The 27,000-nt window shown below is 70.7% G+C and carries 28 protein-coding genes; 14 read left to right on the forward strand and 14 right to left on the reverse strand.

Going from position 1 to position 27,000, the window contains the following annotated elements; all coding sequences use genetic code 11:
• The first annotated feature begins 36 nt into the window (after positions 1-36).
• Positions 37-618, forward strand: coding sequence for a GtrA family protein (locus ABIA35_RS12825; protein ID WP_370358027.1), 582 nt, complete (start codon positions 37-39; stop codon positions 616-618).
• On the opposite strand, the gene ABIA35_RS12830 is transcribed toward ABIA35_RS12825, so the two are convergent.
• Positions 581-1,888, reverse strand: coding sequence for a sensor histidine kinase (locus ABIA35_RS12830; RefSeq protein ID WP_370337118.1), 1,308 nt, complete (start codon positions 1,886-1,888; stop codon positions 581-583). The genes ABIA35_RS12825 and ABIA35_RS12830 overlap by 38 nt on opposite strands.
• An 18-nt stretch (positions 1,889-1,906) precedes the next feature.
• Positions 1,907-2,575 carry a response regulator transcription factor gene (locus tag ABIA35_RS12835; RefSeq protein WP_012785064.1) on the reverse strand — a complete coding sequence of 223 codons (669 nt, stop codon included), beginning with the start codon at positions 2,573-2,575 and terminating at the stop codon, positions 1,907-1,909.
• Between the two features lie 93 nt (positions 2,576-2,668).
• On the opposite strand from ABIA35_RS12835, the gene ABIA35_RS12840 reads away from it, so the two are divergent.
• Both ABIA35_RS12840 and ABIA35_RS12845 read left to right on the forward strand, forming a co-directional pair.
• Positions 2,669-4,168 (forward strand): peptide MFS transporter, encoded by a 1,500-nt coding sequence (locus ABIA35_RS12840; RefSeq protein WP_370358028.1) that lies wholly within the window; start codon positions 2,669-2,671, stop codon positions 4,166-4,168.
• A 26-nt stretch (positions 4,169-4,194) separates the two neighbouring features.
• On the forward strand, positions 4,195-5,088 hold the full coding sequence (locus ABIA35_RS12845; RefSeq protein WP_370337114.1) for a 2-dehydropantoate 2-reductase: 894 nt from the start codon (positions 4,195-4,197) through the stop codon (positions 5,086-5,088).
• Between the two features lie 189 nt (positions 5,089-5,277).
• On the opposite strand, the gene ABIA35_RS12850 is transcribed toward ABIA35_RS12845, so the two are convergent.
• A complete protein-coding gene (locus ABIA35_RS12850; protein WP_370337112.1) occupies positions 5,278-5,583 on the reverse strand; it encodes a hypothetical protein in 306 nt (101 codons plus the stop codon).
• Here ABIA35_RS12850 and ABIA35_RS12855 point away from each other — a divergent pair.
• Positions 5,582-5,959 (forward strand): hypothetical protein, encoded by a 378-nt coding sequence (locus ABIA35_RS12855; protein ID WP_370337110.1) that lies wholly within the window; start codon positions 5,582-5,584, stop codon positions 5,957-5,959. The genes ABIA35_RS12850 and ABIA35_RS12855 overlap by 2 nt on opposite strands.
• Before the next feature lie 690 nt (positions 5,960-6,649).
• Here the strand turns inward: ABIA35_RS12855 and ABIA35_RS12860 are convergent.
• Together ABIA35_RS12860 and ABIA35_RS12865 are read right to left on the reverse strand one after the other, a co-directional pair.
• Entirely contained in the window at positions 6,650-8,545 is a 1,896-nt protein-coding gene (locus tag ABIA35_RS12860) for an ABC transporter ATP-binding protein (RefSeq protein WP_370358030.1), read from the reverse strand.
• Complete coding sequence (locus ABIA35_RS12865) at positions 8,542-10,455, reverse strand: ABC transporter ATP-binding protein (RefSeq protein WP_370358031.1); 1,914 nt, start codon at positions 10,453-10,455, stop codon at positions 8,542-8,544. The genes ABIA35_RS12860 and ABIA35_RS12865 overlap by 4 nt, the downstream gene beginning before the upstream one ends.
• Before the next feature lie 121 nt (positions 10,456-10,576).
• On the opposite strand from ABIA35_RS12865, the gene fdhD reads away from it, so the two are divergent.
• Complete coding sequence (gene fdhD / locus ABIA35_RS12870) at positions 10,577-11,467, forward strand: formate dehydrogenase accessory sulfurtransferase FdhD (RefSeq protein ID WP_370337104.1); 891 nt, start codon at positions 10,577-10,579, stop codon at positions 11,465-11,467.
• A 17-nt stretch (positions 11,468-11,484) separates the two neighbouring features.
• Here fdhD and ABIA35_RS12875 read toward each other — a convergent pair whose 3' ends face one another.
• Together ABIA35_RS12875 and ABIA35_RS12880 are read right to left on the reverse strand one after the other, a co-directional pair.
• Positions 11,485-12,669: a hypothetical protein gene (locus ABIA35_RS12875; RefSeq protein WP_370358162.1), complete on the reverse strand. Its 1,185-nt coding sequence runs from the start codon at positions 12,667-12,669 to the stop codon at positions 11,485-11,487.
• 233 nt (positions 12,670-12,902) lie between these two features.
• Positions 12,903-13,724, reverse strand: coding sequence for a polysaccharide deacetylase family protein (locus ABIA35_RS12880; RefSeq protein ID WP_370358032.1), 822 nt, complete (start codon positions 13,722-13,724; stop codon positions 12,903-12,905).
• Between the two features lie 176 nt (positions 13,725-13,900).
• Here ABIA35_RS12880 and ABIA35_RS12885 point away from each other — a divergent pair, with 176 nt between their 5' ends.
• Entirely contained in the window at positions 13,901-14,392 is a 492-nt protein-coding gene (locus ABIA35_RS12885) for a hypothetical protein (protein WP_370358033.1), read from the forward strand.
• A gap of 161 nt (positions 14,393-14,553) precedes the next feature.
• Positions 14,554-15,186 carry a nucleoside triphosphate pyrophosphatase gene (locus tag ABIA35_RS12890; protein WP_370358034.1) on the forward strand — a complete coding sequence of 211 codons (633 nt, stop codon included), beginning with the start codon at positions 14,554-14,556 and terminating at the stop codon, positions 15,184-15,186.
• 85 nt (positions 15,187-15,271) lie between these two features.
• On the opposite strand, the gene ABIA35_RS12895 is transcribed toward ABIA35_RS12890, so the two are convergent.
• The 4 genes from ABIA35_RS12895 to ABIA35_RS12910 form a co-directional block, all read right to left on the reverse strand.
• Positions 15,272-16,351: a hypothetical protein gene (locus ABIA35_RS12895; protein ID WP_370358035.1), complete on the reverse strand. Its 1,080-nt coding sequence runs from the start codon at positions 16,349-16,351 to the stop codon at positions 15,272-15,274.
• 215 nt (positions 16,352-16,566) lie between these two features.
• Positions 16,567-16,842 (reverse strand): acyl-CoA carboxylase subunit epsilon, encoded by a 276-nt coding sequence (locus ABIA35_RS12900; RefSeq protein ID WP_370337094.1) that lies wholly within the window; start codon positions 16,840-16,842, stop codon positions 16,567-16,569.
• Positions 16,839-18,431, reverse strand: coding sequence for an acyl-CoA carboxylase subunit beta (locus ABIA35_RS12905; protein ID WP_370337092.1), 1,593 nt, complete (start codon positions 18,429-18,431; stop codon positions 16,839-16,841). Before ABIA35_RS12905 ends, ABIA35_RS12900 begins: the two co-directional genes overlap by 4 nt.
• Positions 18,432-18,604: 173 nt before the next feature.
• Positions 18,605-18,730 carry a helix-turn-helix domain-containing protein gene (locus ABIA35_RS12910; protein ID WP_370358163.1) on the reverse strand — a complete coding sequence of 42 codons (126 nt, stop codon included), beginning with the start codon at positions 18,728-18,730 and terminating at the stop codon, positions 18,605-18,607.
• A gap of 178 nt (positions 18,731-18,908) precedes the next feature.
• On the opposite strand from ABIA35_RS12910, the gene ABIA35_RS12915 reads away from it, so the two are divergent.
• From ABIA35_RS12915 to ABIA35_RS12935, 5 genes are all read left to right on the forward strand, one after another.
• Positions 18,909-19,400, forward strand: coding sequence for an RNA-guided endonuclease InsQ/TnpB family protein (locus ABIA35_RS12915; RefSeq protein ID WP_370358164.1), 492 nt, complete (start codon positions 18,909-18,911; stop codon positions 19,398-19,400).
• Positions 19,397-20,308, forward strand: a complete 912-nt coding sequence (locus ABIA35_RS12920; RefSeq protein WP_370337090.1) for a biotin--[acetyl-CoA-carboxylase] ligase — start codon at positions 19,397-19,399, stop codon at positions 20,306-20,308. The genes ABIA35_RS12915 and ABIA35_RS12920 overlap by 4 nt, the downstream gene beginning before the upstream one ends.
• A gap of 122 nt (positions 20,309-20,430) precedes the next feature.
• A complete protein-coding gene (locus ABIA35_RS12925; protein ID WP_370337088.1) occupies positions 20,431-20,970 on the forward strand; it encodes a PH domain-containing protein in 540 nt (179 codons plus the stop codon).
• Positions 20,971-21,060: 90 nt separating this feature from the next.
• Positions 21,061-22,353 (forward strand): adenylate/guanylate cyclase domain-containing protein, encoded by a 1,293-nt coding sequence (locus tag ABIA35_RS12930; RefSeq protein WP_370358036.1) that lies wholly within the window; start codon positions 21,061-21,063, stop codon positions 22,351-22,353.
• Positions 22,354-22,454: 101 nt separating this feature from the next.
• Entirely contained in the window at positions 22,455-23,369 is a 915-nt protein-coding gene (locus tag ABIA35_RS12935; RefSeq protein WP_370337084.1) for a hydroxymethylglutaryl-CoA lyase, read from the forward strand.
• A gap of 89 nt (positions 23,370-23,458) precedes the next feature.
• Here the strand turns inward: ABIA35_RS12935 and ABIA35_RS12940 are convergent, their stop codons facing one another.
• The 3 genes from ABIA35_RS12940 to ABIA35_RS12950 all read right to left on the reverse strand — a co-directional run bounded on the left by ABIA35_RS12940 (position 23,459) and on the right by ABIA35_RS12950 (position 24,352).
• The gene (locus tag ABIA35_RS12940) at positions 23,459-23,878 is read right to left on the reverse strand and encodes a PIN domain nuclease (protein WP_370358037.1); all 420 of its coding nucleotides are present in this window, start codon (positions 23,876-23,878) and stop codon (positions 23,459-23,461) included.
• Positions 23,869-24,075 carry a type II toxin-antitoxin system VapB family antitoxin gene (locus ABIA35_RS12945; RefSeq protein WP_370337080.1) on the reverse strand — a complete coding sequence of 69 codons (207 nt, stop codon included), beginning with the start codon at positions 24,073-24,075 and terminating at the stop codon, positions 23,869-23,871. The genes ABIA35_RS12940 and ABIA35_RS12945 overlap by 10 nt, the downstream gene beginning before the upstream one ends.
• 67 nt (positions 24,076-24,142) lie before the next feature.
• The gene (locus ABIA35_RS12950) at positions 24,143-24,352 is read right to left on the reverse strand and encodes a hypothetical protein (RefSeq protein ID WP_370337078.1); all 210 of its coding nucleotides are present in this window, start codon (positions 24,350-24,352) and stop codon (positions 24,143-24,145) included.
• Positions 24,353-24,476: 124 nt separating this feature from the next.
• Between ABIA35_RS12950 and ABIA35_RS12955 the strand changes: the two genes are divergently transcribed.
• Positions 24,477-25,580: a GGDEF domain-containing protein gene (locus ABIA35_RS12955; RefSeq protein WP_370358038.1), complete on the forward strand. Its 1,104-nt coding sequence runs from the start codon at positions 24,477-24,479 to the stop codon at positions 25,578-25,580.
• Between the two features lie 93 nt (positions 25,581-25,673).
• A complete protein-coding gene (locus ABIA35_RS12960; protein WP_370337074.1) occupies positions 25,674-26,987 on the forward strand; it encodes a cytochrome P450 in 1,314 nt (437 codons plus the stop codon).
• Positions 26,988-27,000 lie beyond the last annotated feature (13 nt).

A 27,000-nucleotide genomic window follows, 5' to 3' on the forward strand; every position in this document is an offset into this window, starting at 1 on the left:
TGACAGCCACCGCACATCTTTGTAGATAATCCTCCTGTGCTCGTTGCCAAAACCGTCTCGACGGTCCGCAAGCTCTACGCCGAGATGCTCAAGTTCGGCGTGGTCGGCGCCATCGGCGTCGCCTCGGACGTCTTCAGCTCCAACCTGCTGTGGAAGTACACCGGGCTGAGCCACACCGTGGCCTCCATCGGCGGTACCTGCGTGGCCACCGTCACCGCCTACATCGGCAACCGCTACTGGGTCTTCCGCGACCGCCCGGCCGACGCCCGGCGCCGGGAGATGGCGATGTTCGCGCTGATCAGCCTGGTCGGCCTGATCATCGAGAACAGCTTCGTGTTCGTCGGCGACCGGGTGCTGGGCTTCCACAGCATCGAGGCGGCCAACGTCGCCAAGTTCGTCCTGGGCCTGCCGGTCGCCGGGGTGTTCCGGTTCACGACCTCGCACCTGTTCGTCTTCCCCGAGGCCGGCGAGACCGGCGGTGCTGCCGGGGCCGCTGGGGCTGCCGGAACGGCTGGCAACACCCAGGCCGCCGCCCGCCCCGGAGGCCCGGGGGGCTCCGACGCCGACGACGACGGCGGCTTCAGCGCGCAATCACCGACAACGGCGAGTGCTCCGTGAGGAAGACGGCGAACACCGCCGGCCGCTGAAGCACCAGGTTCAGCCGGCCGCCGTCGGCCTCGGCCAGCTCCCGCGCCACCGCCAGGCCCAGCCCGGTGGACCCGCGCGAGGAGGCGCCCCGCTCGAACAGCTTGGCCTCCAGGTCCGGCGCGATGCCGTCGCCCTCGTCGCCGACCTCGACCACCACCGAGCCGCCGACCGCGCGGGTGTGCACGGTGACCGTGCCGGCGCCGTGGATCAGCGAGTTCTCCAGCAGCGTGGACAGGATCTGGGAGAACGCGCCCGGGGTGGCCATGGCCATCAGCCGCCGCTCGCCGGAGACCACGATCCCGCGCCGCATCGACTGGTAGGCCGGGCGCCACTCGTGGACCTGCTGCCGGATCACGGTGTCCACCTCGATCGGCACCGCCAGGTCCGAGCGCCGGTGCGTGCGCACCGTGGTCAGCAGCCGCTGCACCACGTCGGTGAGCCGCTCGACCTGGGACAGCGCCACCTCGGCCTCGTCGCGCACGGTCTGCGGGTCGTCGGCCAGCGTGATGATCTCCTCCAGCCGCATCGACAGCGCGGCCAGCGGGGTGCGCAGCTCGTGCGAGGCCTCGGCGGCCAGCCGGCGCTCGGCCCCCAGCATCGTGGAGATCCGGTCCGCCGAGCTGTCGATGACCTCGGCGACCCGGTCCAGCTCGCTGATGCCGTAGCGGCGGTGCCGGGGCCGCGGGTCGCCGGAGCCCAGGCGCTCGGCGGTGGCCGCCAGCTCCTCCAGCGGCTTGGTGAGCCGGCGGGCCTGCAGGTAGGCCAGGCCCGTGGCGGCCACCAGCACGGCCAGCGCCACCCCGCCGATCAGGTACATCGAGCTGCGGATCTGCTGGTCGGCCGGCTCGCGCGGGGCCCGCACGGTGACGTGCACGCCGACGTTGCGCAGCACGTTGTCGATGTCGTAGGTGACGCTGAAGGTCGGCGAGCCGGCCGGCAGCGCGCTGTTGACCTGGATCGGGCTCTGGCCGTCGACGTTGATGGTGGCGTCGTGCTGGGAGGCGATCATATTCGGCCAGTCCTTGGCGTAGGCGCCCAGCGGCCCGGCGTTGGTGCCGTCCAGGCTGGCCTTGCTGACCTGCATCCGCACCGTCTCGGCGAGCATGCGCGCCTCGGTGGCCAGCACGGTCTTGGTGCTGGTGTCCACCGAGCGCACCTCGAGCACCGCCAGCGGCACGCCGAGCAGGATGACGACCATCATGACCACGAGGAACGTGGAGGAGACCAGGCGACGGCGCACGGCAGGCGGGCCCGCTCGCTAGCCGCGCTCGAAACGGAAGCCGACGCCGCGCACCGTGGTGATGAACCGCGGGCGGGAGGCCTCGTCGCCCAACTTCTTGCGCAGCCAGGAGATGTGCATGTCCAGGGTCTTGGTGGAGGACCACCACGTGGTGTCCCACACCTCGCGCATCAGCTGGTCCCGGGTGACCACCCGGCCGACCTCGCGGACCAGCACCCGGAGCAGGTCGAACTCCTTGGCCGTCAGGTTCAGCTCCTGGTCGCCCAGGTAGGCGCGGTGCGACTCGATGTCTATTCGGACGCCGTGCACGCCGTTGCCCAGGTCCGGGGTGCCGCGCCGGAGCAGCGCGCGCACCCGGGCCAGCAGTTCGGCCAGCCGGAACGGCTTGGTGACGTAGTCGTCGGCGCCGGCGTCCAGGCCCACCACGGTGTCGACCTCATCGGCGCGGGCTGTCAACACCAACACCGGGAAGGTGTGGCCGTCGGCGCGCAGCCGGCGGCAGACCTCCAGGCCGTCCATTCCGGGCAGGCCCAGGTCGAGAACGACCAGGTCGACGCCACTTTGCCCGGCCAGCAGGGCCCCGGGCCCGTCGGCGCGCACAGTGACCTCGTAGCCCTCACGTCGAAGCGCCCGCGCCAGCGGTTCGGAAATGGCGGCGTCGTCCTCGGCGAGCAGTACTCGGGTCATGAGTGTGATGGTAATCGGGGTCGAGCCGCTGTCGCTCCCCCATCTGGAGCATTGTCTGTAATGCGGCGATCTGGTCCGGGAAGCACCGAACGCATGACGACCCACGACGTTCCCTCCCCTGCCCAGGGCCTGCCGCCGCAGGACGAGGACCGGGCGTTCTTTGGACACCCGAAGGGTCTGCAGACACTGTTCGCGACCGAGTTCTGGGAGCGGTACAGCTTCTACGGGATGCGCGGGCTGCTCGTCCTGTTCCTCACCGACACCACGGCCCACCACGGCCTGGGCCTGTCGGACGCGGCCGGCAACAGCTTCTACGGCATCTACAACAGCCTGGTCTACCTGATGGCGGTGCCCGGCGGCTGGGTCGCCGACCGGATCTGGGGCGCCAGACGCTCGGTGCTGTGGGGCGGCATCATCATCGCGCTGGGCCACTACGTGATGGCCGTCCCGACCGCGGCCACCTCGTTCCTGGGCCTCGGGCTGATCGTCCTGGGCACCGGATTGCTCAAGCCGAACATCTCCGCGCAGGTCGGCGGTCTGTACCACCAGCACGACGACCGGCGGGACGCCGGCTTCACCATCTTCTACATGGCGATCAACTCCGGCGCGTTCCTGGCGCCGCTGACCGCCGGCTGGGTCGGCCAGCACGTCAACTACCACCTGGGCTTCGGGATCGCCGCGCTCGGCATGACCTTCGCGGTGGTCTGGTACGTCGTGGAGGGCAAGCACCTGGGCACCGTCGGGCTCCGGCCGCCCAAACCGATCACCCCGCCGGAACTCCGGCGCTCGCTGCGGCTCGGGGCGCTGATCGTCGGGGTGGTCCTGGTGATCGTGCTGGGCTGGATGGCGATCACCGAGTGGTCGGTCTCGGCGTTCGCCGACGGTCTGGCCGCGCCGATCATCGCCACGCCGTTCCTCTACTTCGGCTACATGTTCAGCCGGGGCGGGCTGACGTCCGCGGAGCGGCCCAAGCTGCTGGCGTTCGTCGCGTTCTTCGTCGGCGCCACCGTGTTCTGGATGATCTACGACCAGTCCGGCAGCCAGCTCAACCTGTTCGCCGCGGACAAGACCGACCTGTCGATCTTCGGCTGGCAGATGCCCTCGGTGTGGCTGCAGTCCGCGAACCCCTTCTACATCATGGTGTTCGCGCCGATCTTCGCCTGGATGTGGCAGAAGCTCGGCGACCGGGCCCCGCGCACCTCGGTGAAGTTCGCGATCGGGCTGGTGGTGATCGGCTGCTCGTTCTTCGTGATGAGCATCGCCGGCAAGGACGCCACGCCCACGCACCGGGTCTCGATCTGGTTCCTGGCGGTCACCTACCTGCTGCAGACGATCGGCGAGCTGTGCCTGTCCCCGGTCGGGCTGTCGGTGACCACGCAGCTGGCCCCGGCCCGCTTCGCCGGGCAGATGCTGGGGCTGTGGTTCCTGGCCACGGCCACCGGGAACGCGCTGAACGTGTACGTCACCAAGCTCAGCACGGTCATGAGCGACTTCGCCTACTTCCTGAGCCTGGGGGCGGTGGCGGCGGGCATCGGGGTGCTGGTGTTCCTGGCCTCCCCGATCATCAACCGGCTGATGGGCGACGTGCGGTAGGCGGGGGGCGTATACGCTCTACCCCCATGGCGGACATAGCGGTGGTGGGGCCTGGCGCTATCGGTTCGGTCGCGGCGCTTGCCGCGCAGCAGACGGGACGACATTCCGTCACGCTGTGCGCACGGCGCGACCCGGGGGCACTGCGGGTGGTCGACGACGCCTCCGGCGCCGCCACGGACCTGGACGCCCCGATCCTCACCTCCCCGGCGGACGTGGCCGGCCCGGCCGACTGGGTACTGCTCGCGGTGAAGGCACACCAGACCGACGGCGCCGCCGGCTACCTGGACGCGCTGTGCAAGCCGTCCACGACCGTCGTGGCCCTGCAGAACGGCGTGGAACACGTGGAGCGGGTCGCCCCGTACGCGAACGACGCGCACGTGCTGCCGGCCATCGTCTGGATCAGCGCCGAACCGACCGGCCCGGGCGAGGTCACCGTCCGCAACAACATCTCCTCGCTGCTGCAGGTCCCGGCCGGCCCCGACGGCGAGGAGTTCGCCCGGCTGCTGGAGGGCGCCTCGGCGGTCGAGGTGGAACTGGTCTCGGACTTCACCACCGCGGCCTGGCGCAAGCTGACCACCAACGCGATCGCCGGCGTGATGGCCGCGACCGGCCTGCGCGCGGCGATTTACCAGCGCCCCGACATCAGGGAACTGGCCCTGGCGCTGGCTCAGGAAACGCTGGCGGTGGCCCGGGCCGAGGGCGCGGCCCTGCCGGAAACCGAGGCCGAGGCCCTGGTCGGCATCTTCGAGCGGATGGACCCGGACATCGGGTCCTCGATCCTGTTCGACCGGCTCGCCGGCCGGGAACTGGAGTGGGACGCGCGCAACGGCGTGGTGCGCCGCCTGGGGCGGCGGCACGGGATCCCGACGCCGGTGTCCGACGTTCTGGTCCCGTTGCTCGCCGCCGCCTCAGACGGCTGAGACGCACCCTTCCTGGTCCGCCCGGCCGGCCGGTGGGGAGCTCGGCCGCGGGGCGGTGTTGCGGCCCGGCCCGGGTCCGCCGCACGCGTGAGCCTGCGGCGGCTGTGGGGTCCCGGGGAGGGCCTGGTCGGTACGTCGGTATGTGGGTACCTCGGTAGCCGGATGTCTTGCGGTACGGACCTCGGTACCTCAGTACCAGTTGTGGGCCTGCCAGAAGGTCCACGCGGCGCACGGCGAGCCGTAGCGGCCGTTCATGTACGACAGCGCCCACTTGATCTGGACCAGCGCGCTGTTGCGCCAGGCGGAGCCCATCGAGGCCATCTTGTCGCCGGGCAGGGCCTGACCGAGGCCATAGGCGCCGGACGACGGGTTGGTGGCGAAGACGTTCCAGCTCGACTCGCGCTCGATGATGTCCGAGAAGCACCCGAGCTCGCCGGAGGGCACCACCGCCGCGGCGATCGCCTTCGCCTGCGCGGGCGTGGCGTTGTAGCCCATGTTGGTCGACGAACCGGACGAACTGGAGCTGGAGGAGCTCGGCGTCGTCGTGGTCTTCGTCGGCGTCGGAGTCGACGTCGAGGTCTTGGACGGCAACGGCGTCTCGGACTTGGCCGTCGTCGGCGCGGGGGTCGACGTCGAGGTGGACGTCGGCACCGGCGGCGTGGTGCTGGTGGAGCTGCTGGCCGAAGTCGGCGCGGCACTCGACGAACTCGTCGGCGCCGAGGACGGCGCCAGCGTCGGCCGCTGCATGTCGCGGTTCGCCGCGGTGGTACTCCCGGTCCGCTGCGCGAGCAGCGCGTTCGCCGCCGCGGCCGCCGCCGAGGTATTCGAGTCCTGCGAAGCAGCCTCAGCACTGTTGCGCAGACCATCCTGATGCAGGTGGAACGCGGTGGCGACGCCTCCGCTGACCGCCAGGACACTGGTCACCGCAGCCGCGGTCTTGACCTTGCCCTTGGCGTTGTTCATCGCCCCGGGCTTGGCATGGCTGGCGACATGTCTGCCGGAACCGGAGCCGGATATGCCGGACAAGAGAGGCCTTCCGCCGAACTTCGCCTCCTGTGCGCGGCCGTGGGGTACATCGCTTTCGAACGCTCGCGCGAGGCCTGTCGGGAGAGCAATCTGCCGGAGGTCACGGTCCGGTCTCAATGGGTACGGCCCGAAGATGACCCGGACTTTGCCGAGTCTTGGCACTACACACCGGGGTCGAATGCTAAGCGCAGAGTACTGACGCACCCCCTCACCAGGGAACACGCAAGCCGAACGCACGCGCCGGACGCACGTGCAGACGGACGGGCATCCGCGTCTTGCAACAGTGTCGGCCGGAGCTGAATGAGGTCTGAGGGAGCGGGTAAAGCAGGCTAAAAATCTGCCGCGCGGCCATCGAGCAGATACCGGGCGTCACCCTCGGCCAGACGAACTGCGCCATCAGCGGATCCCGCAAACCTCGCGCGAAGCCATCAGAAAACGCCTTCGCCTGCCGCCCCGTAGACAAACCGCCGCAAACAAGCCGGCGCCGCCCCCAAAGGAACGACGCCGGCTCGCTGACTCCAGGCACCAGCCCGCGCTACACCAAACTCTCTCGCCAAGCCTGATGCAGCCCCGCGAATCGTCCCGTGCCGGCGGCGAGCAACGCACTGGGCTCCCCGTCCTCGACGATGCGCCCCTGCTCCATCACCAGCACCCGGTCGGCGATCTCGACCGTGGACAGCCGGTGGGCGATGATCAGCGCCGTCCGGTCGGCCAGGATCGTCCGCAGTGCCCGCTGGACCATGCGCTCACTGGGCACGTCCAGCGAGCTCGTGGCCTCGTCCAGGACCAGCACCGCCGGATCCGCGATGAAGGCCCGCGCGAAGGCCACCAGCTGCCGCTGGCCGGCCGACAATCGCCCTCCGCGCTTCTTCACGTCCGTGTCGTAGCCCTCCGGCAGCGCGCTGATGAACTCGTGCGCGCCGATGGCCTTCGCCGCCGCCTCGATCTCGGGGCGGGTGGCGTCGGGGCGGCCGAAGGCGATGTTGTCCGCGACGGTGCCGGCGAACAGGAAGTTCTCCTGCGTCACCATCACCGCCGCGCGGCGCAGGTCGGCGTCCGCCAGGTCGCGGACGTCCACGCCGTCGACGCGGACCGCGCCGTCCTGCGGGTCGTAGAAGCGGCACAGCAGGCGCGCCAGGGTGGACTTGCCCGCCCCGGTCGCTCCCACCAGGGCCACGGTCTGCCCGGCCGGGACTTGCAGGTCCAGCAGCGGCAGGATCACCTTGCCACCGGTGCCGATGTCCTCTGCTTCGGCTTCGGCCTCGGCCCCCGATGCCGATGACGCGTCGGACTCGCGCTTCGGGTAGGCGAAGGTCACCCCCTCGAACGACACCGCGCCCTGCAGCGGCGACGGCAGCGGCTTCGGCTCGGCCGGCTCCGGCAGCTCGTTCGCCTCCGCCAGGACCCCTGACAGCTTCTCCAGCGCGGCCGTTCCGCTCTGGAACGAGTTGTAGAACATCGCGATGTCCTCCAGCGGGTTGAAGAACCGCCGCAGGTACAGCACGAAGCCCACCAGCACGCCGATCTGGATGTTCCCGTCCATCACCCGCAGCCCGCCGTACACCACCACGGCAGCGGTCGTGAACGCCGCGATGGTCTTCATCCCCGGGATGAAGACCGCCAGCAGGTTCATCGCCCGGGCGTTGGCGGCGCGGAACTCGTTGTTCAGCTGGCCGAAGATCTCCTCGTTGCGCGGCTCGCGGCGGAAGGCCTTCACCGCGCGGATCCCGTTGCAGGTCTCGACGAAGTGCACGATCAGCGCCGCGATCGTCTCCCGGGTGCGCCGGTAGGCCACCGCCGAGTGCCGCGAGAACCAGCGCATCAGCAGCAGCATCGCCGGGAACGCCAGCACCACCACCAAGGTCAGCGGCACGTCCAGCACCGCCATCATGATGCCGATCGCCGAGACCGTCAGCACCGCGTCCAGCAGCCCGTCCAGGCCGTTGTCGATGAGGTCGTTCAGCGCGTCCGGGTCGGAGGTCAGCCGGCTGATGACGCGCCCGGACGTGTAGTTCTCGTGGAACGCCAGCGGAAGCGCCTGGAACTTGCTGAACACCATGCGCCGCAGGTTCAGCAGCATGGTCTGGCCGATGCGCCCGACCTTGTTCAGGAAGATCGCGCGCAGCCCCGAGGCCAGGATCGCGCTGATCACCATGGCCACGAAGATCGCGGTGATCGGGCCCCAGTCCCCGCGCCGCAGCGCCGGGATGCCGCGGTCGATGCCGATCGAGACCAGGTAGGGCCCGGCCATGTTGAACACGGTCTGGACCAGCACCATGCCGGTGCAGAAGAGCAGCTCCTTGCGATGCGGCCGGACCAGCTCGCCAAGCAGTCTCCGGCTGCGCGCCCGCAGCCGGATGCTTCTCTTGCCGGGCAGATCGTCCTTCTTCTCGGTGGCGACACCTCGCCAGTCGGTGGTGGTTGTCGTCATCGGGACACCTCCGCAAGCGTGCTGTCGGCAGGTTCGGCGGCATCGGCGGCTTCCTCGGCCGCGTCCGCGAGATCAGAGGTCTGCGAAAGGATGTCGCGGTACGCCGGACAAGTCCGCAACAGCTCCTGATGCGTCCCGACGGCCGCGATCGTCGTGCCCTCCGGCCCGGGCGGCGAGAGCAGCACCACCCGGTCGGCCAGCAGCACCGTGGACGGCCGGTGCGCGACCACCAGCCCGGTCGTGCCGCGCAGCACGCTGTGCAGCGCCTCCTCGACCTTGCCCTCGGTATGGATGTCCAGTGCGGACAGCGGGTCGTCCAACACCAGGATCGAGGGCCGCCCCAGCACCGCGCGGGCCAGCGCGACGCGCTGCCGCTGCCCGCCGGACAGCGTCAGCCCCTGCTCCCCCACCCGGGTGTCGAGCGCCCACGGCAGCTCCTCGACGAACCCGGCCTGCGCGACCTCGATCGCCTCCTCGATCTGCTCGGCGGTGGCGTCCGGGACGCCCATCGTCAGGTTCTCGCGCACCGAGGCGGAGAACAGCGTCGGGTCCTCGAACGCGCAGGCCACCGTGCGCCGCAGCTCGGTCAGCGGCAGCTCGCGCACGTCCACCCCGTCGACCAGGACCCGGCCGGCAGTGACGTCGTACAGCCGGGGCACCAGCGCGGTCAGCGTGGTCTTGCCGCAGCCCGTCGGGCCGACCAGCGCGACCGTCTCCCCGGGGGCGATCCGCAGGTCGAACCCGGAGATGACCGGCCGGTCGGAGTTCGGGTAGGTGAAGCTGACGTCCTCGAAGACCAGCTCGCCGGCGCTGGCGGGTCGCGGGCGGACGGTCGTGTCGGCGTCGGCGATGGAGGGCACCGTGTCCAGCACTTCCAGCACGCGCTCGGCCGCGGAGTTCGCCTCCTGGCTCTGCGCCATCAGCCAGGCCATGGACTCGATCGGCCACAGCAGCGTCAGGTACAGCGAGATGAAGGCGACCAGCGTGCCCAGCGACAGCGCGCCGGAGGACACCGCGTAGGCGCCGAGCAGGACGCACAGCGAGAGCACCAACTGCGGCTGCAGCGCGAACACCGCCCACAGCTCCGACAGGGTCCGGATCTTGGTGAGCTCCAGCCTGCGCAGCGTCTGGGCGCGCTCGTCGAAGCGGCCGAACACCAGGCCCTGGCGGCCGAACGCCTTGATCGCGCGGATGCCCAGCGCCGACTCCTCGACCAGCGTGGCCACGTCGCCGGCCTGGTCCTGCGCGGCGCGGGACTGCCGGTGGTAGCGGCGGTCGGCGAGCCGGCCGTACAGGATCAGCGGGACGGAGGCGGCGTAGATGATCAGGCCCATCAGCGTGTGGATGAGGACCAGGGCACCGCCGACCAGCAGGAAGGTGGCGCCGTTGACCACCAGGAAGATCAGCGCGAAGCCGAAGAACCGGCGCAGGCTGTTGATGTCGCCGGACATGCGCGAGACGAGCTGACCGGACTGCCAGGAGTCGTGGAAGGCCACCGGCAGTTTCTGCAGGTGGCGGTAGAAGGCGTTCCGGATGTCGGCCTCGATGCCGAGGGCGGCGCGTTGCAGGAACCAGCGCCGGAGCCAGACCAGCGCGGCCTCGGCGACGCCGAACAGCAGGACCAGGCCGCCCAGGGGCCACAGGGCTGCCTTGTCGTGGTGCGCGATCGGCCCGTCGATCAGTTCCTTGGTCAACAGGGGCACGGCGACGCCGACCAGGGTGGCGCCGAGGGCCGCCAGGGACATCAGGATCATCTGGCCCCGGTAGGGGCGGATGAAGGGCGTCAAGCGGCGCAAGGAGGCGAATGCGCCGCTCTTGGGTTCGCCGGGAAGCTTCGGATCGCCGGGGAGCTTCGTATCGTCTGGAATCCTGGGTTTACTGGTGGGGGGTTGCGCTGGCGTCGACTCCATAAGTCGGATGGTAGAGAATGCCTAAGGCACCTTTCACCTGGTTTTAAGGCGGGAATGTCAGTGGTGGAAAATCACTTGCCTATTACCGGGGGAGCCTGGGATCCTAGAGTTGGGGACGGTTGTGAGTAGAGTCACCGCGCGGCGGCGCATAGTACGCCTTGACGGTTCGGCGGGCCCGGGCGATGCGATCCTGCGGCGCGGCGGCGAGGAGCACATGGCCGCCGAGGAGCCGCTGGAGATGCGCATCGGCGGCCGGCCGTTCACGGTGACCATGCGGACCCCCGGCGACGACTTCGACCTGGTGGCCGGCCACCTGGCCGCCGAGGGCGTGCTGGCCGGCCCCCGCGACCTGGTCCAGATGAAGTTCTGCTCGGCCGACAACGGCTGCTCCTCCACCGCGTACCTGGACGGCGAGGCGTCCCTGGACTTCGCCGACGGCGACCCCCTGAACATCGTGGACGTCACCCTGGCCCCCGGCGTGGAGCTGCCCGAGGAACGGCTGCGGCGGTCGTCGTACGTGACCAGCGCGTGCGGGGTCTGCGGGAAGACGTCGATCGACGCCGTCCACGCCGCCGTGCGCTGGCCGGTCGCCGAGGACGACGTCAAGGTCTCGGCCGAGGTTCTGTTCAGCCTGCCGGACCGGATGCGCCAGGCCCAGAAGATCTTCGCCAAGACCGGCGGCCTGCACGCCGCGGCGCTGTTCGGCGCCGACGGCGAGCTGGTCTGCCTGCGCGAGGACGTCGGCCGGCACAACGCGGTCGACAAGGTCCTGGGCTGGGCCCTGCGCGCGGGCCGCCTGCCGCTGCGCGAGCACGTCCTGGCGGTCAGCGGCCGGGCCTCGTTCGAACTGGTCCAGAAGGCCGTGGCCGGCGGGATCCCGGTGCTGGCCGCGGTGTCGGCGCCCTCGTCGCTGGCGGTAAGCCTGGCGGCGGAGTCGGGGCTGACGCTGGTCGGGTTCCTGCGGGGACGCACGGCGAACGTGTACTGCGGGTCGGAGCGGGTCATCGACTGACCCGCTGCCGGCGGATGCTAGCGGAACACTCCCGTATGCCCCAGCGAATACCGCCCCGGCTGCGGGTACACCGCCAGCCCGTGCGGCCCGCGGCCGACGTTGATGCGGGCCAGCAGGCGGCCGTCGACCGTGGAGATGGCGTAGACCTCGGCGTTGTAGCGGCCGGAGAGCCACAGGACCTTGCCGTCCGCCGAGACGCCGCCCATGTCGGGGGAGCCGCCGCCGGGGATCTGCCACTTGCCGCGCGGCTTGCCGGTGGCGAAGTCGAACAGGGTGATGGTGCCCTCGCCGCGGTTGGAGACGTACATCGTCGTGGAGTCGCGGGAGACGTACAGGCCGTGGGCTCCCCTGCCGGTGGGGATCAGGCCGGTCAGTTTGAAGGCGTTGCCGTCGACGGTCCACAGGCCGTTGGCCACCATGTCCGCGATATAGAAGACCTTGCCGTCCGGGGAGATCTTCACGTCCTGGGGCATCGAGCCCTGCTGCGGCAGGGTGATGACGCCCAGCAGCGTGCGGGTCTTGGTGTCCACCTTCAGCAGCTGGCCGGAGAACTCGCAGGACACGATGAAGTACGAGCCGTCCGGCGCGAAGTCCGCGTGGTTCACGCCCTCGCACGGGACCGGCAGGACCTTCTGGACCGCCATGGTGTGCGGGTCGCGGAAGACCAGCTGCATGTCCTTGCTCGCCATCACGACGGCCGAGACGCCGTCCGGCGTGAAGTACAGGTTGTACGGGTCGTGGACCGGGATCGGGGCGCCGGCCTTGCCGGTGAAGGGGTCGATCGGGGTCAGGCTGTTGCCCAGGTCGTTGTTGACCCACAGGGTCTTCAGGTCCCAGGAGGGGACCACGTGCTGCGGTTCGCGGCCGACCTTGAGCGTCTCGATGACGTGGTAGTCCGACGGGTCGATCACCGTGACGGTGTCGCTCTCGGTGTTCGGCACGTAGACCCGCGGCAGGGCCGCCGCGATCACCGGCGAGACCATGCCGGGGCGGTCGAAGGCGTACAGGTCGCTGGGGTCGTAGCCGGGCATCCCGGGGAGGGCGGCGGGCTGGAGCGCCCCTGTGCTGCGCTGGGCGCCGCCGGTGAGGCTCTTGAAGCCCGGGACGCCGGGCTGGGCGGCTTGACCGGGCAGACCGGGCAGACCGGCCTGGCCGGCTTGACCTGTCTGACCGGCCGAGCCGCCGCCGGCATCGGTGTCCATCCCGGCCATCCCGCTGTGCCCGGAACCCGACGCCGCCGGGCCGCCGCCGTCGTGCCAGACGCCGCGATCGGTCAGCAGCCACACCCCCGCGCCGATCAAGCCGGTGGCGGCCAGCGCCGCCACGGCCCGCCGCCTGCGCCGTGTGCGCGGGGAGGGCCGGGAGGGCCGCGAGGCCTTCACCGGCCGCGTCCGCCGCGCGTCGGGGGTACTGCGCCGGTCCTGCGGGGTGCGCGTCACGAGAACAGCTCCGATGCGGTGACAGCGGCCAGGCCGCGGGACTTCAGGCCGGCCAGCACCGCGGGCAGCGCCGCGACCGTGTGCTGGTGCCCCAGGTGCATCGACACGACGGCCCCGGGACGCACCGCGGCCAGCAGGCGCTCGGTGATCTGCGCGGCCGTCGGGTCCTCGTAGTCCAGCGGGTCCACGTCGTAGGACAGGACCGTGCGGTACCCGGCGCGGCGGGCCTGCTCGACCAGCATCGCGTCGGCGTGCTGGGTCTGCGAGGGCCGGAACCAGACGCCCGGGGAGCCGGTCAGCTTCTGCAGGCGCGCGGCGCACGCCTGGATCTCGGTGAACGCCGCCGACGGCGACAGGCGGGAGATGTCGACGTGGTTCTCGGTGTGGTTGCCGAGTTCGTGGCCGCCGTCCAGGACCCGCCGGGCCATCTCCGGGTGCTCGCCGAGCCAGCGGCCGACGGCCAGCACCGTGAGCCGGGCCTGGCCGGCCTCGGCCTCCTTCAGCAGGGCCTGGGCCAGCTGCGGGTCGCCGTCGCCGTGGAAGGTCAGGGCGACCTGCGCGCGGCCGGTGCCGGCGTGGTCGACCTCGCCGGGGGCCGGCGCGCGGCTCGACGGCGGCGCCTGGTCGGCGGGCGAGGCCGGGCTCGAGGGTGACACCGGGCCGGCGGGGGTCGCGGGATTCGGGGTGTCCGGCGCGGCCGACCCGGCCGCGCCTGTGCCCTTCCCGTCCGAGCACCCCGCTAGGCCCGCCGACGCGGCGGCCGTCCCCAACACGGCCAGCCCCGCCCGCAGCGCAGTACGTCGGTCCGGTGCCCTCACGGCGCAAGATCCTAGGTCGACCGCCGTCCGTTTTCCGGCGTTTGATCCGCGTGCCGCCGTAAGTGCGACCAGTGTTTCACCCGATCGGGAGTCATCAACCCTCTTGTACGGCCCGCTACCGGCGAGTAGTTTTCAACGAACCGTCCAATACGCCGTCGTCGGGATCGGGAGCCGCCGTGGGACGCAAGATACTGATCCTCGCCGGAGCGGTGGCACTGGCCGCCGAGGCGCTGGGCACGCTGATCGTGGCCGCCGCGTTCTACGGCTTCGTGTCCTTCGGCAACGGGGTGAAGTTCGGCCTGGCCGGGCCCGGGCTGCTGAAGATCGTCGCCATCGCCCTGAACCTGGGCCTGGGCGCGGCGCTGCTGCTGGGCGCGATCATCCTGGTGCTGGCGGCGTTCGGGATGGTGCTGACCGCCTTCATGCAGGGCCTGATGATGGCCATCGCCGCGCTGCAGCTGTTCGTGACGATCGTGGTCACCGGCCTGACCGGCTGGACCCAGCTGTTCCTGCTCGGCGGCGTGTTCGTGCTGGTGGCCGGGGCCCTGGCGGTGGCGATGGTGACGCCGAACGCCCCGAAGCCGGAGCCGGGGCCGGTGGACCCGGCCCCGCCGGCCGGCGGCAGCGGCGGTCCGCTGCCCGGGAACGGCGCGCCGACCACGGCCTGACACTGCCGGCGTGGCGGACGCCGCCTGGCACCGCCGGCACGGCCTGAGATGCCTGACACGGCCTGACACGGCCTGACACTGCCGACGTGGCCTGACACCGCCTGACCGGCCTGCAACCGGAGCGCCGGAAGCCCCGCCCGAAGCCCGGCTAGAGTCGGGGAATGCCCACACCTGTGCCCCCGCTCGTCCTGGCCTCCGCCTCCCCCGCCCGCCTGGCCCTGCTCCGCGGGGCCGGCTTCGCCCCCCGCGTGCTGGTCAGCGGCGTCGACGAGGACGCCGTCGAGGAGGCGCTCGGCCCGCAAGCCAGCCCCTCGGAGGTCGCGCTGGCCCTGGCGCAGGCCAAGTGCCGGGCCGTGGCCGCCTTCCCGGAGACCGACGGCACCCTGGTCGTCGGCTGCGACTCGGTCCTGGAGTTCGAGGGCCGTCCGCTCGGCAAGCCCGACACCCCCGAGGAGGCGGTGGCGCGCTGGTACGCGATGCGCGGCCGCTCCGGCGTCCTGCTCACCGGCCACTGGCTGGTCGACCGCGCCACCGGCAAGGAGGCCGGCGAGGTCGCGGCGACCGTCGTGCACTTCGGCGAGCCGAGCGACGAGGAGATCCTGGCCTACGTCGCGACCGGCGAGCCGCTGCGGGTGGCCGGCGCCTTCACCATCGACGGCCTCGGCGGCGCCTTCGTGGACCGGCTGGAGGGCGACCACTCCAATGTGATCGGGCTGTCGAAGCCCTTGCTGCGCAAGCTGATGGCCGATCTGGGGCTGAACTACACGGCGTACTGGACCGCGGCCGTGGAATAGGCGCGGGCAGGCGCGGACAAACCGCGCAGACGGCAAACGGCGGCGGGGAGCCCTCGGATGAGGACTCCCCGCCGCCGCAGAACCCTTACAGGCCGGCCCCGCCGAAGGCCGAGAGCAGCTTCTGCACGTCGACGTTGGTGACGTCGCCGGGCGCGCTCACGGAGCCCGCGCTCTGGCTGAACTTCGCGTCCACCGGCAGGTGGCCGCCGCCGGTCTTGTCGCCCGGCAGGAACTGCGCCAGGTCCACCTGCAGCTCGCTGATCTGGCCGCTCTTGACCCAGATGTCGAACGTGATGTTCTCGCTGTCCGGCACCGAGTTCAGGCCCGTGCGCAGCTGGTCCAGGTCGGACTTGGACTTGCCGGGGACTGAGTTCAGGACCGGGCCCAGGGCCTGCAGCACGTCCTGGCCGATGGTCTTGACCTTGCCGCTGACCTCGTACTGGCCGCTGCCCTTGTCGGTGACGGTGGCGTCCTGGGTCAGGGCCTTCATCAGCTCGGACTCCACGCCGGCCAGCATCTGGGTGCCCGGGCTGGCGGACGTGGTCGGCGAGGAGCCGAGGTCGCCGCCGCTCTCCAGGCTCTTCAGCGTCTGCTCCAGGCCCTTGACGTCCGCGGCGCTGACCCCGACCCACTTGTCGGCCATCAGGGCCTGCAGCGGCGCCTGGAAGTCCGGCGGCACCTGGCCGAGCTGGGCGGTCAGCGACGAGGCGGGCTTGCCGGACAGCTGCAGGAACTGCGGCACGTTGACCTTCGCGTACAGCGCACCCCCGACGCTGCGGACGTCGAACAGCTCGGTGCCGCCGGCGGTGACGTCGAACTCGACGTTCGGGTTCTCCCCGGCCTTGAGGTCCTTGAGCGGCTTGTCGGCGCTGGCCGTGAACTTCACGACGACGCCGCCGTTGCCGAACACGCTCTTGACGATCTGCGCGGACTGCGGGTCGGAGCTGTCCTTGTTCATCGCCGCGATCATCGCGTCGTCCGGCTTCAGCGACAGCTGGAAGGACTCGGCGTTGCCGTTGGAGATGTTGTGCACCGCGGCAGCCAGCGCCTCGGTCGGCGTCTTGCCGCCGCTGCCGCTGCCGCTGCCGCTGCCGCCGCCGGCGCTGCCCGAGGAGGAGCACGCGGTCAGCGAGAGCCCGGCGACGGCGCCGACGGCGATCGTCATCGTCAGCGCACGTATTGGGCGCCGTGTGGAAATGGACGTCGGCATTGCTGGGAACCCCCCACTTAGCGGAGCCTTAACGTTTCTCTAATGCTGTCAACTGTACTCGCCAGGCCCGACGGACCGGATGCGACTTCGGGTGGAACCTGTGAATCCCCCTACAGATGACGTGATCTTGTTCGTCTACTCCTTTCGGAGTAGACGGGGACGCCCTCCGGTCAGCGGGCTTGCGGAAATGCCGAGGCCCGCCATCCACCAGGGCCGGGGTGCAGCGGGGCACGCACGCTCCGCTCACGCGCGGTCCAGCCGCTGGGGCGGCGCCGGGGACCGGCATCGTTACCCAATCGTGAAGCCGAACCGGCAACCGCGGCGGCGACCACCGCGACCACCACGGCGACCTCCTCGGCGGTCGGGTTGCCGTGCAGGACCCTGATTTCGGGGGCCGCGGCCGGGGCCGGGGCGGCGGCCTGCGCGCCGTTCTCCTGGCCGCTCACAGCGGGATGTTCCCGTGCTTCTTCGGCGGCAGCGTCTCCCGCTTGGAGCGCAGCGCCCGCAGCGCCTTGATGACGTAGGCCCGGGTCTGCGACGGCTCGATCACCGAGTCGACGTATCCGCGCTCGGCGGCGTCGTAGGGGTTCAGCAGCTCGTCCTCGTACTCCTGGATGAGCCGGGCCCGCTCGGCCGCCGGGTCCTGCGCGGCCGCGAGCTCCTTGCGGTACAGGATGTTGACGGCGCCCTGCGCGCCCATGACCGCGATCTGCGCGGTGGGCCAGGCGACGTTCAGGTCGGCGCCGAGGTGCTTGCTGCCCATGACGTCGTACGCGCCGCCGAAGGCCTTGCGCGTGATGATGGTCAGCAGCGGCACCGTGGCCTCGGCGTAGGCGTAGATGAGCTTCGCGCCGCGCCGGATGATGCCGTTCCACTCCTGGTCGGTGCCGGGCAGGAAGCCGGGGACGTCGACGAAGGTGATGACCGGGACGTTGAACGCGTCGCAGGTGCGCACAAAGCGCGCGGCCTTCTCCGAGGCGTCGATGTCCAGGCAGCCGGCCAGCTGCATCGGCTGGTTGGCGACGATGCCGACGGTGCGGCCCTCGACCCGGCCGAAGCCGACCACGATGTTCGGGGCGAACAGCGACTGCACTTCCAGGAAGTCGCCGTCGTCCAGGACGTGCTCGATGACTTTGTGGATGTCGTAGGGCTGGTTCGCCGAGTCCGGGACCAGGGTGTCCAGCTCCCGGTCCTGGTCGGTGACCTCCAGGTCGCCGAGCACGTCGTACTCGGGGGCGTCCTCGAGGTTGTTGCTCGGCAGGAAGGACAGCAGGCCCTTGACGTAGTCGATGGCGTCCTTCTCGTCGGCGCCCATGTAGTGGGCGTTGCCCGACTTGGTGTTGTGCGCCCGCGCCCCGCCCAGGTCCTCCATCGAGACGTCCTCGCCGGTGACGGTCTTGATGACGTCGGGGCCGGTGATGAACATCTGCGAGGTCTGGTCGACCATCACCACGAAGTCGGTGAGCGCCGGGGAGTAGACGTGCCCGCCGGCCGCCGCGCCCATGATCAGCGAGATCTGCGGCACGACCCCGGAGGCCAGCACGTTGCGCCGGAAGATCTCGCCGTACAGGCCCAGCGAGACGACGCCCTCCTGGATGCGCGCCCCGCCGCCCTCGTTGATCCCCACGATCGGGCAGCCCAACTTCAGCGCCAGGTCCAGCACCTTGACGATCTTCTCGCCGTACACCTCGCCGAGCGCCCCGCCGAAGATGGTGACGTCCTGCGAGAACACGCACACCTGCCGGCCGTCCACGGTCCCGAAGCCGGTGACCACACCGTCGGTGTAGGGCCGGTTCCGCTCCATGCCGAAGCGCGCGGAACGGTGCACGGCCAGCTCGTCCAGCTCCATGAAGGAGCCGTCGTCGAGCAGATACTCGATCCGCTCGCGGGCCGTCATCTTCCCCTTGGCGTGCTGCTTCTCCACCGCACGCTCGTTACCGGCGTGGATCGCGGTGTCGAGGCGGGAGCGGAGCTCCGTGAGCTTGCCCGCCGTGGTGTGGGGTGCGTGGGCTGAGGGGGCTTCGGCGTCGGTCACGGTGGTCACTTTAATGCGTATCAGGCACGATGCCCCGGGCGGCGGACCGTGATTCTGTCCACACGAACCAGCGGGCGGCGGGGAGGCCGTCGATCACTCGTTCGGGCCATCATCGCGCGAATGTTCGCCGTCGGCGCGCTGGACAGCCATAACATCGGCTGCATGCTGTTGCGCTACAGGTACCGCCTGTATCCGGACGCAGCGCAGCGGCGTAGGCCGTCGTTGTACACCACCCGGGCACACCCGAATGCCCGGGCGAGCGCATCGCCCTGCGGCAGGAGGCATTCGCGGCCGGGCAGGGGTTCATCGACGACGGCTGCGCGACCTGAACCGCGCTTACCGTGCCTTCTTCGCGTCCAGGCGGGGCACGCGAAGCGGTCCGGCGGTCAACCTCCCTCGCTTCAAGTCGAAGCGTGACCCGCGGCAGGCGATTCGGCTGATGTCCAATGCCTTCACCCTCCGCGACGACGGCAGGCTCTGTCCGACGGAGCCAAGATCGCCGCACCACGGTTCCTGCGGCAGGCCGAGCGGAAGCTCAAACGGCTGCACCGGGAGTTGTCCCGGAAGCAGAAATCCTCTGCCAACCGGGAGAAGGCCCGGTCGAAGCTGGCGCGGCAATACGCGAGAGTCGCCGACCGGCGCCGTGACTGGCACCACCAGGAGTCCACTCGGATCATCCGCGAGAACCGAGCGGGACGGGATTTCGCCAAGGTCGACCGGTTCGCCCCGACCACGATGACCTGTTCGTGCTGCGGCACTCGCGTCAAGCACATGCCGCTCCGCATCCGGGAGTGGGACTGCCCGTCCTGCGGAATGCGACATGATCGTGATGTGAACGCGGCCCGCAACATCCTCGCCCTGGGACGTAGGGAGAGGCTAAACGCCTGTGGAGGCGGTGTAAGCCCGGAGTGCGTTCCGGCAGTCGTCGATGAAGCAGGAACCGACCGAAGCGAAGGGATCTGGACATGACCGGCGCGGAGGATTCGAACGGACGTCAATCGCCTTACAGTGATCTCGACCGCCCGCCCCTCCGTGAGCTGGCGGTGAACAAGGCTGTAGTCCGCCCCGGCGGGCTCTGGCGGCGGGTCGAGATCGTGCCGGAGACCGGGTCCACGAACGCGGATGTGGCCGAGGCCGCGCGGGCTGGGAAGGACGAGGGGTACGTTCTCGTCGCCGAGGCGCAGAGTGCGGGGCGGGGGCGGTTGGGGCGGACGTGGACGGCGCCGGCGCGTTCGGGGTTGTTCCTGTCAGTGCTACTCCGGCCGAAGGATGTGCCGGCGGTGCGGTGGGGGTGGCTGCCGTTGTTGGCGGGGACCGCGGTGCGGACGGCGGTGGACGCCGTGTCCGGGGTGCCGGTGCGGTTGAAGTGGCCGAACGATCTGATCGTGGTGGACGAGTCCGGGGCCGCCAATGAAACCGACAGTAGTAATAAGGACACCGCTTATGGTGCCGCGCGCAAGCTCGGGGGGATCCTCGTCGAGCGGGTCGAGACGCCGAGCGGGCCGGCGGCTGTGGTGGGGCTGGGGCTCAACGTCTCGTTGCGGCGCGATGAGCTGCCCGCCGCGCACGCGACGTCGCTCGTGCTGGAGGACGCGAAGGCCGCCGACCGGGACACCGTGCTGCGGGCCGTGCTGCGGGAGATCGAACGCTGGTACACGGACTGGAGCGTCACCGGCGGCGACCCCATGGCATCCGGTCTGGCCTCGGCTTATGCCGCTTCGTGCGCCACGTTCGGGCGGCGGGTGCGGGTGGAGCTGCCGGGCGGGGAGCCGGTGGAGGGCGAGGCCGTGGGGCTGGACGGGGACGGCCGTCTGCTCGTGCGGAACGCCGACGGGGAGCGGGCGTTCGGAGCGGGCGATGTCGTTCATCTCAGATGACAAGACCCTGTCACCAGCAAGTAACTGCCAAGCGGTCCTATTGTCTGCCAGTATGCGTGGCGACAAGACACCTTCGCTTCCTCACAGGGGGGAGGCGCGGAGTTGAGGGAGTGGTGACGGCAATGGGTTACCCCAAGCACCTTCTGGCGCCGGGCGAACAGATCGACCTCGCGATGCGTCCGCACTGGAAGGCGCTGATCCTCCCGGTGCTGAACCTGATCGTCGCGGTCGCCGTGTTCGGCGCCGCGGCCGGGCTCACCAGCGGCAACACGCAGAAGGTCGCCGCGATCGGCGTCGGCGCGCTGGCGCTGATCGCCATCATCGTCTTCACGGTCCGGCCGTGGGTCATCTGGCTGAACAAGAACTACATCGTCACGAACAAGCGCCTCATCATCCGCGAGGGCTTCATCCACCGCGAGGGCCGCGACATGCCCCTGGTGAAGATCAACGACGTGTCGTTCAAGCACAACGGCCTGCTCGACCGCATCCTGGGCTGTGGCACGCTGGTGGTGGAGTCGGCCGGCGAGCACGGTCAGGAGCAGCTGGAGGACATCCCGCACGTGGAGTCCACCCAGCGTGAGCTGACCAACCTGATCAGCAACGTCGGCGCCGACGGCTCGGCCGCGCTGGCCGAGCCCGAGGAGCACCACGGCAAGAAGTAGCAGACACAGGCGAGAATCAGCAGTACGCCGGCGGGAAGCAGCAGTACGCAGGCGATACGACGGCGACCAGGGCAGGAGCTGCGGAAGACGATGGCGCGCAGGGTGCCGGGGGACGGCGGCCGCGACGCGGCCCGGAACGGCAAGGCCTCCGGGGCGGGCAACACGGCCCGGAACGGCGGTCCGGCCGGCCGGTCGGCGCGGGCCGGGGCTGCCGCCTCCGGTGCCGGGTCTGCTGCCTCCGGTGCCGGGTCGAACGGCACCGCGTCGAACACCGCCGGCTCGAACAGCACAGCATCGGGCGCCGCGTCCAACGGCACACCCGGCACCGCAGGCGGCCCCGCCGGACCCGGCACGTCCGGCGCGGCCAACCTGCCCGACGTGCAGCCGCAGCCCCAGTCCCCGTCCCCGTCCCGATCCCGCGCCAAGCGCAAGGCCGGCGGCGACGAGCTGGAGGCCCTGCTGCTCGGCGGCGTCCCCCGGCACACCGCCTACGAGGTCTGCAAGGCCGCGGGGATCCCCTACGACGAGGCCCGCCGCTACTGGCGGGCCATGGGCTTCGCCGACGTCGGCCAGGCCCGGGCCTTCACCGACGCCGACGTGGACGCCCTGCTGCGGCTCGGCGGCATGCCGCGCAGCGGGCTGTTCACCGAGGACTTCGCGGTCCAGGTCGCCCGTTCCATGGGGCAGACCACGGCCCGGCTCGCCGAATGGCAGGTCGACGTGCTGTTCGACGCCTTCGACACGGCCGGCGTGGGCTCGGAGCAAATGGCCGAGTTCGGCTACCGGATCGGCCGCCGGGTGCTGCCGGAGCTGGAGGAGCTGCTGGTCTACGTCTGGCGCCGGCAGCTCGCCGCGGCCGCCGGGCGGGTCCGGCAGCAGATGCAGGAGCACGCCGAGGGCCTGCAGGCCGTCGGCTTCGCCGACCTGGTGTCCTTCACCCGGCTCTCGCGCCAGCTCTCCGAGGAGGAGCTGGCCCGGCTGGTGTCGGTGTTCGAGGCCAACGCCGCCGACACCGTCGCCTACGGCGGCGGCCGGCTGATCAAGACCCTGGGCGACGAGATCATGTTCGCCGCCGACTCCCCGGCCCGGGCCGCGCGCATCGCGCTGGACCTGCTGGGCGCGATGCGGCGCACCGAGGCGGTGCCCGAGCTGCGCATCGGCGTGGCGTACGGGCACGTGGTGCAGCGCAACGGCGACATCTACGGCACCACGGTCAACCTGGCGGCGCGGCTGACCTCGCTGGCCGAGCCGGACCAGATCGTGGTGGACCCGGAGCTGGCGGCCGCGCTGGCCTCGGACTCCACGTTCGAGCTGGAGCCGATCGGGACGCGGATGGTGCGCGGACTCGGGGAGATCGAGCCCTCGGCGCTGACCGCGGGCTGAGGGTGTCGCGGGCTGAGGACCGCGGGCTGAGCTGCTGATACGCCGGCTCGTGACCGCCCTCACATTCCACAGTGTGAGACATCGCGATTAGCATCGGTCCCATGACCGATATGCCGACAGCGTTGTCGCTCCGGGAAGTGGGGCCGCGCGACGGCCTGCAGAACGAGGACCCGGTCTCCACCCAGACCAAGATCGAACTGATCGACCGACTGTCCGGCACCGGCGTGTCGCGCATCGAGGCGGTGTCGTTCGTGCACCCCCGCGCGATCCCGCAGATGGCCGACGCCGCCGAGGTCGCCGCGCAGATGACCCGGGCCTCCGGCGTGCGCTACTCCGCGCTGGTGCCGAACCTGAAGGGCGCCGAGCGCGCCCTGGACGCCGGGTTCAACGAGATCGAGGTGGTCGTCTCCGCCTCGGACACGCACAACAAGAAGAACCTGAACCGCAGCACCGCCGAGTCCCTGGACGACATCGCCGCCATCATCGACCTGGCCCACGGCCGCGGCGCCACGGTCCAGGTGATCGTGTCCACGGCGTGGGGCTGCCCGTACGAGGGCGAGGTCCCCACCGAGCGCGTGATGTGGGTGGTGAACACCGCCGCGGCGCACGGGGCCGATTCCCTGTCCTTCGGCGACACCACCGGCATGGCCACCCCGACCCGCGTGACCCGCCTGATCGGCGAGACCCGGTCGGCCCACGCCGACAAGCCGCTGAACCTGCACTTCCACAACACGCGCGGCACCGGCCTGGCGAACGTCCTGGCCGCGCTGCAACTGGGCGTCACGGACTTCGACGCCTCGGTCGGCGGCCTCGGCGGCTGCCCCTACGCGCCCGGCGCCTCCGGCAACATCGCCACCGAGGAGCTGGTCCACATGGTCGAGGACATGGGCATCGACACCGGCGTGGACCTGGAGGCCCTGCTGGACACGGCCGCCTACGCCGAGCGCGCGGTCGGGCGGACGCTGCCCTCGCAGGTGCTGCGGGCGGGGCCGCGGACGCGGCTGGCTCAGAGCTGAGCAGCGCAGAGCTGAGGTCGGCCGCCTGGTCCGGCTGTGCCGGACCAGGCGGCCCCGCCGATCGTCCGCCGGTCCCCGCTGGTCGGCGATCAGTCCGCGGTGCCGCGAGGCACCACCCACTCGACCGGCTGTCCTGTGATCATGGCGATGCGGGTGTAGTCGTCGTCGTAGTGCAGCACGGTAAGGCCGAAGCGTTCGGCCGTCGCCGCGATGATGAGATCCGGAATGGACACCGATCGGTGCTGGGCCCCGTGCGCCAAGAGGTTCTGTACCTCGATCGCCCGCTGAGCGATCTCGTCGGTCAACGGGAAGTACTCGAACGCACGACGCCGAGCCGAGAAGTGATCATGCTCGGCACCGCTGCGCGCGCTGTAAAGGATCTCCAGGTCGACAATCGGGCAGGTACCGACGAGGCCCCGCTCGATCCGCGGCTCTATGGCACCGCGCACCGCTGGTTGGGCCAGTCGAGCCCACACGCTCGTGTCGGCGAGGTAGAGAGCTACCGCCATGCGTTGTCCATCACCGCGGGATCGCTGAGGTCCGGTAGTGCTCCAGCGGCGAGTTCCTCGACGTGCTGTCGTCGAACCGCTTGATCGACAACCTGCCGCAGCGCCTCGTTCACCGTGGCCTTCTTCGTCGAGGTACCGAGTATCTCCGCGGCCCGGTTCAGCAAGTCGAGATCGATGTCGATCTGGGTGGTGGACATGATGGCCTCCATCTGATGTACATCGAGCAAGGCTTCCTATGTACATCGTATCCGGCCGTCCCCTGACCTACTCCCCCGAAACCCCCGGCTGGGCCGGCGGGAACGCCTCCCCCGCCCCGGCCTCCGCCAGCGCCCGCTCCCAAGCCTCCTCGCCGCGCGTCCGGCGCAGCTGGTCGCGGACGTATTCGGATACCGACACCCCCAGCTCGGCGGCCCGGGTGCGGGCGGCGGTGAGGCCGTCTTCGGCCGTGGGTGTGGGGTGGTCGACTCCGGTCACGTCGGGTCACGGTACCGACAGCGGGGGTGGATCTTGTGGACCGTCGCCCGGACGGGTGAAGTGGCACAGGCGGGGGAGATCACCTAGCGTGGTCCCGTGACTCCGAACGGCGGGCCTCGCGACGATGGCTGATCAAGCCTCGGTTCGGCTGCGTGCGCTCACCGACCTGGCCCGCGCTTTGGCGCGGGTCCACGGGTTCAGTGAGGTCATCACCGTGGTGGCCGAGGAGTCGCGCAAGGCGCTGGACGCGCGGGTGGTCTCGCTGTCGGAGTTCGTGCGCGCCACCGGGCAGCTGCGGGTGCTGCTCAACCACGGGGACCTGCATCCTTTCGAAGAGCGGTGCCCGGAGGACGAGTGGTACGCGCCGTCGGACTTCCCGCGCATCACGAGCGAGGAGTACCCGCGGCCCTGGACGCTGCGCAGCGACGACGCCGACGCCGACCCGCGGCGCACCGCCTCGCTGCGGCTGCGGCGGCGGGACAGCGCGCTCATCGCGCCGATCTTCTTCGCCGGGCAGGTCTGGGGCGAGCTGTACGCGGCCCGGACCGCCGACCAGGAGCCCTACACCGACGCCGACCTGGACTTCGCCGCCACGCTCGCGGCCCTGGTCAGCGCCGGGCTCGCGCAGGCCGACCGGCAGGAGTACCTGGAGCGGCTGGCCTACACCGATGAGCTGACCGGGCTGGCCAACCGGCGGGCCATCGAGGTGGGGCTGGACGAGGCCATGGAGCTGCACCGGCTCACCAGCCTGCCGGTAGCGCTGATCATCTGCGACGTGAACGGGCTCAAGCAGGTCAACGACACCTCCGGCCACGACTCCGGCGACGCCGTCCTGGAGCAGCTGGCCGGGCACCTGTCGGCGGTGGCGGGCACCGTCAGCGGCGCTCTGGCGGCCCGCATCGGCGGCGACGAGTTCTGTGTCCTGGTCGTCGGCCAGCCCTGGTCCGCGGTCAGCCAGCTCGCCGAGGACCTGGCGGCCCGGGCCTCGAAGCTGGAGGGCATCACCGGCGCCGCGGTCGGGTACGCCGCGACCGACGGCCCCGCCGGCCCGGTCGGCAACCGCGACACCCTCTTCCGCCTCGCCGACGCGGCCCAGTACGAGGCCAAGCGCGAAGGCATCCAGCGTCCCGTGGCCGCCACCGCGCGCCACCTCGTCCGGGTCGAGGAGAAGGCGGCCGACGGCAGCGCCGCCTCCCGCGACCGCCGCCGAATACGCCGCGGCCGGTAGCCGTCAGGATCCTGCGGCCCGGCCGTTCCGCAAAGTGACCATGCGATCACCGGAAAGGCTTGACGTATCAGAGTCCGGTGTCAAGCTGACCCCATGGCCACCGACTCTGGCACCAGTACAGACACCGGTACCGACCCCGACCCCTCGGGCATCGACCTGTCCGACAACCGCTTCTGGTCCCTGCCCTACGACCAGCGTATGGCCGCCTTCGCCGAGCTCCGAGCGCGCCCCGCGGCCCCGTTGTTCGCCGAGCCCAGGTTCCCCCTCATCAAGCCCGGCGCCGGCTACTACGCCCTGACCCGCCACGCCGACGTCGTGACGGCCAGCCGGCACCCGGAGGTCTTCAGCAGCGAGCCGACCTCCAACAGCATCCCGGACATGCCGCGCTACCTGGCCGCCTACTTCGGCTCGATGATCAACATGGACGACCCCCGGCACGCCCGGCTGCGCCGCATCGTCTCCCGCGCCTTCACGCCGAAGCTGATCGGCGCACTGAAGACGGACATCGACGCGGCCTGCACCCAGATCGTCAGCGGCCTGCTCACCCGCCGCACCGGCGACTTCGTCGCCGAAGCCGCGGCCCGCCTGCCGATGCAGGTCATCTGCGACATGATGGGCATCCCCGAGGACCGGCACGCCATGGTCCACGCGCACACCAACCGCATCGTGGCCGGCAGCGACCCGGAGTACACCGGCGTCCCCGACGACGCGGGCCCGCTGCGCACCAAGCTGGTCGGCCCCGTCGCGCTGTACCGCCTGGTCCGCGCCGGACGCCAGCTGCACCACCTGGCCGCGGCCCTGGGCCGGGAGCGCCGCCGCCGGCCCACCGGCGACCTGACCTCCAAGCTGGTGAACGCCGACGTCGACGGCGAGGCCCTCACCGACCAGGAGTTCGGCTCCTTCTTCATCCTGCTGGTGGTCGCCGGGAACGAGACCACGCGGACCGCGCTGTCCCACGGCCTGAAGCTCCTCACGGACCATCCCGACCAGATGGCGCTGTTGCAGAGCGACTTCGACAAGCACATCGTCGGCGCCCTCGACGAGATCCTGCGCTACGCGACCCCGGTGACGCAGTTCCGCCGCACCCTGACACAGGACTACGACCTCAACGGCACACCGCTGAAGAAGGGCGACAAGGTCCTGCTCTTCTACAACGCCGCCAACCGCGACCCCGAGGTCTTCGCCGACCCCGACCGGTTCGACATCACCCGCTCCCCCAACCCGCATCTGAGCTTCGGCGGCCCCGGCCCGCACTTCTGCCTCGGCGCGCACCTGGCCCGGACCGAGATGACCGCGCTGCTGCGGGAGCTGTTCGTTCGCGCGCCGAGCATCCGCAGCGTCGGCGAGCCCGACCGGCTGACGTCCAGTTTCATCAATGGGATCAAGCGTCTCGGCTACGCGCTGTGAGCCCGGTCGGCAA

It is taken from the genome of Catenulispora sp. MAP12-49, from assembly GCF_041262705.1.
Taxonomy (GTDB): Bacteria; Actinomycetota; Actinomycetes; order Streptomycetales; family Catenulisporaceae; genus Catenulispora.

Excerpts from the sequence above, each read along its gene's own strand:
- ABIA35_RS12895 (WP_370358035.1), bottom strand. The coding sequence starts at position 16,351 with ATGACGATCGCCGTCGGCGCCGTCGCCGGGCTCTCGCTGACCGCGTGC.
- ABIA35_RS12845 (WP_370337114.1), top strand. The coding sequence starts at position 4,195 with ATGGCGGACATAGCGGTGGTGGGGCCTGGCGCTATCGGTTCGGTCGCG.
- ABIA35_RS12835 (WP_012785064.1), bottom strand. The coding sequence starts at position 2,575 with ATGACCCGAGTACTGCTCGCCGAGGACGACGCCGCCATTTCCGAACCG.
- ABIA35_RS12840 (WP_370358028.1), top strand. The coding sequence starts at position 2,669 with ATGACGACCCACGACGTTCCCTCCCCTGCCCAGGGCCTGCCGCCGCAG.
- ABIA35_RS12875 (WP_370358162.1), bottom strand. The coding sequence starts at position 12,669 with ATGGACACCGATGCCGGCGGCGGCTCGGCCGGTCAGACAGGTCAAGCC.
- ABIA35_RS12935 (WP_370337084.1), top strand. The coding sequence starts at position 22,455 with ATGACCGATATGCCGACAGCGTTGTCGCTCCGGGAAGTGGGGCCGCGC.
- ABIA35_RS12955 (WP_370358038.1), top strand. The coding sequence starts at position 24,477 with ATGGCTGATCAAGCCTCGGTTCGGCTGCGTGCGCTCACCGACCTGGCC.
- ABIA35_RS12850 (WP_370337112.1), bottom strand. The coding sequence starts at position 5,583 with ATGGGCTACAACGCCACGCCCGCGCAGGCGAAGGCGATCGCCGCGGCG.
- ABIA35_RS12925 (WP_370337088.1), top strand. The coding sequence starts at position 20,431 with ATGGGTTACCCCAAGCACCTTCTGGCGCCGGGCGAACAGATCGACCTC.
- ABIA35_RS12855 (WP_370337110.1), top strand. The coding sequence starts at position 5,582 with ATGTTGGTCGACGAACCGGACGAACTGGAGCTGGAGGAGCTCGGCGTC.
- ABIA35_RS12865 (WP_370358031.1), bottom strand. The coding sequence starts at position 10,455 with ATGGAGTCGACGCCAGCGCAACCCCCCACCAGTAAACCCAGGATTCCA.
- ABIA35_RS12890 (WP_370358034.1), top strand. The coding sequence starts at position 14,554 with ATGCCCACACCTGTGCCCCCGCTCGTCCTGGCCTCCGCCTCCCCCGCC.
- ABIA35_RS12930 (WP_370358036.1), top strand. The coding sequence starts at position 21,061 with ATGGCGCGCAGGGTGCCGGGGGACGGCGGCCGCGACGCGGCCCGGAAC.
- ABIA35_RS12920 (WP_370337090.1), top strand. The coding sequence starts at position 19,397 with ATGACCGGCGCGGAGGATTCGAACGGACGTCAATCGCCTTACAGTGAT.
- ABIA35_RS12860 (WP_370358030.1), bottom strand. The coding sequence starts at position 8,545 with ATGACGACAACCACCACCGACTGGCGAGGTGTCGCCACCGAGAAGAAG.
- ABIA35_RS12940 (WP_370358037.1), bottom strand. The coding sequence starts at position 23,878 with ATGGCGGTAGCTCTCTACCTCGCCGACACGAGCGTGTGGGCTCGACTG.
- ABIA35_RS12945 (WP_370337080.1), bottom strand. The coding sequence starts at position 24,075 with ATGTCCACCACCCAGATCGACATCGATCTCGACTTGCTGAACCGGGCC.
- ABIA35_RS12960 (WP_370337074.1), top strand. The coding sequence starts at position 25,674 with ATGGCCACCGACTCTGGCACCAGTACAGACACCGGTACCGACCCCGAC.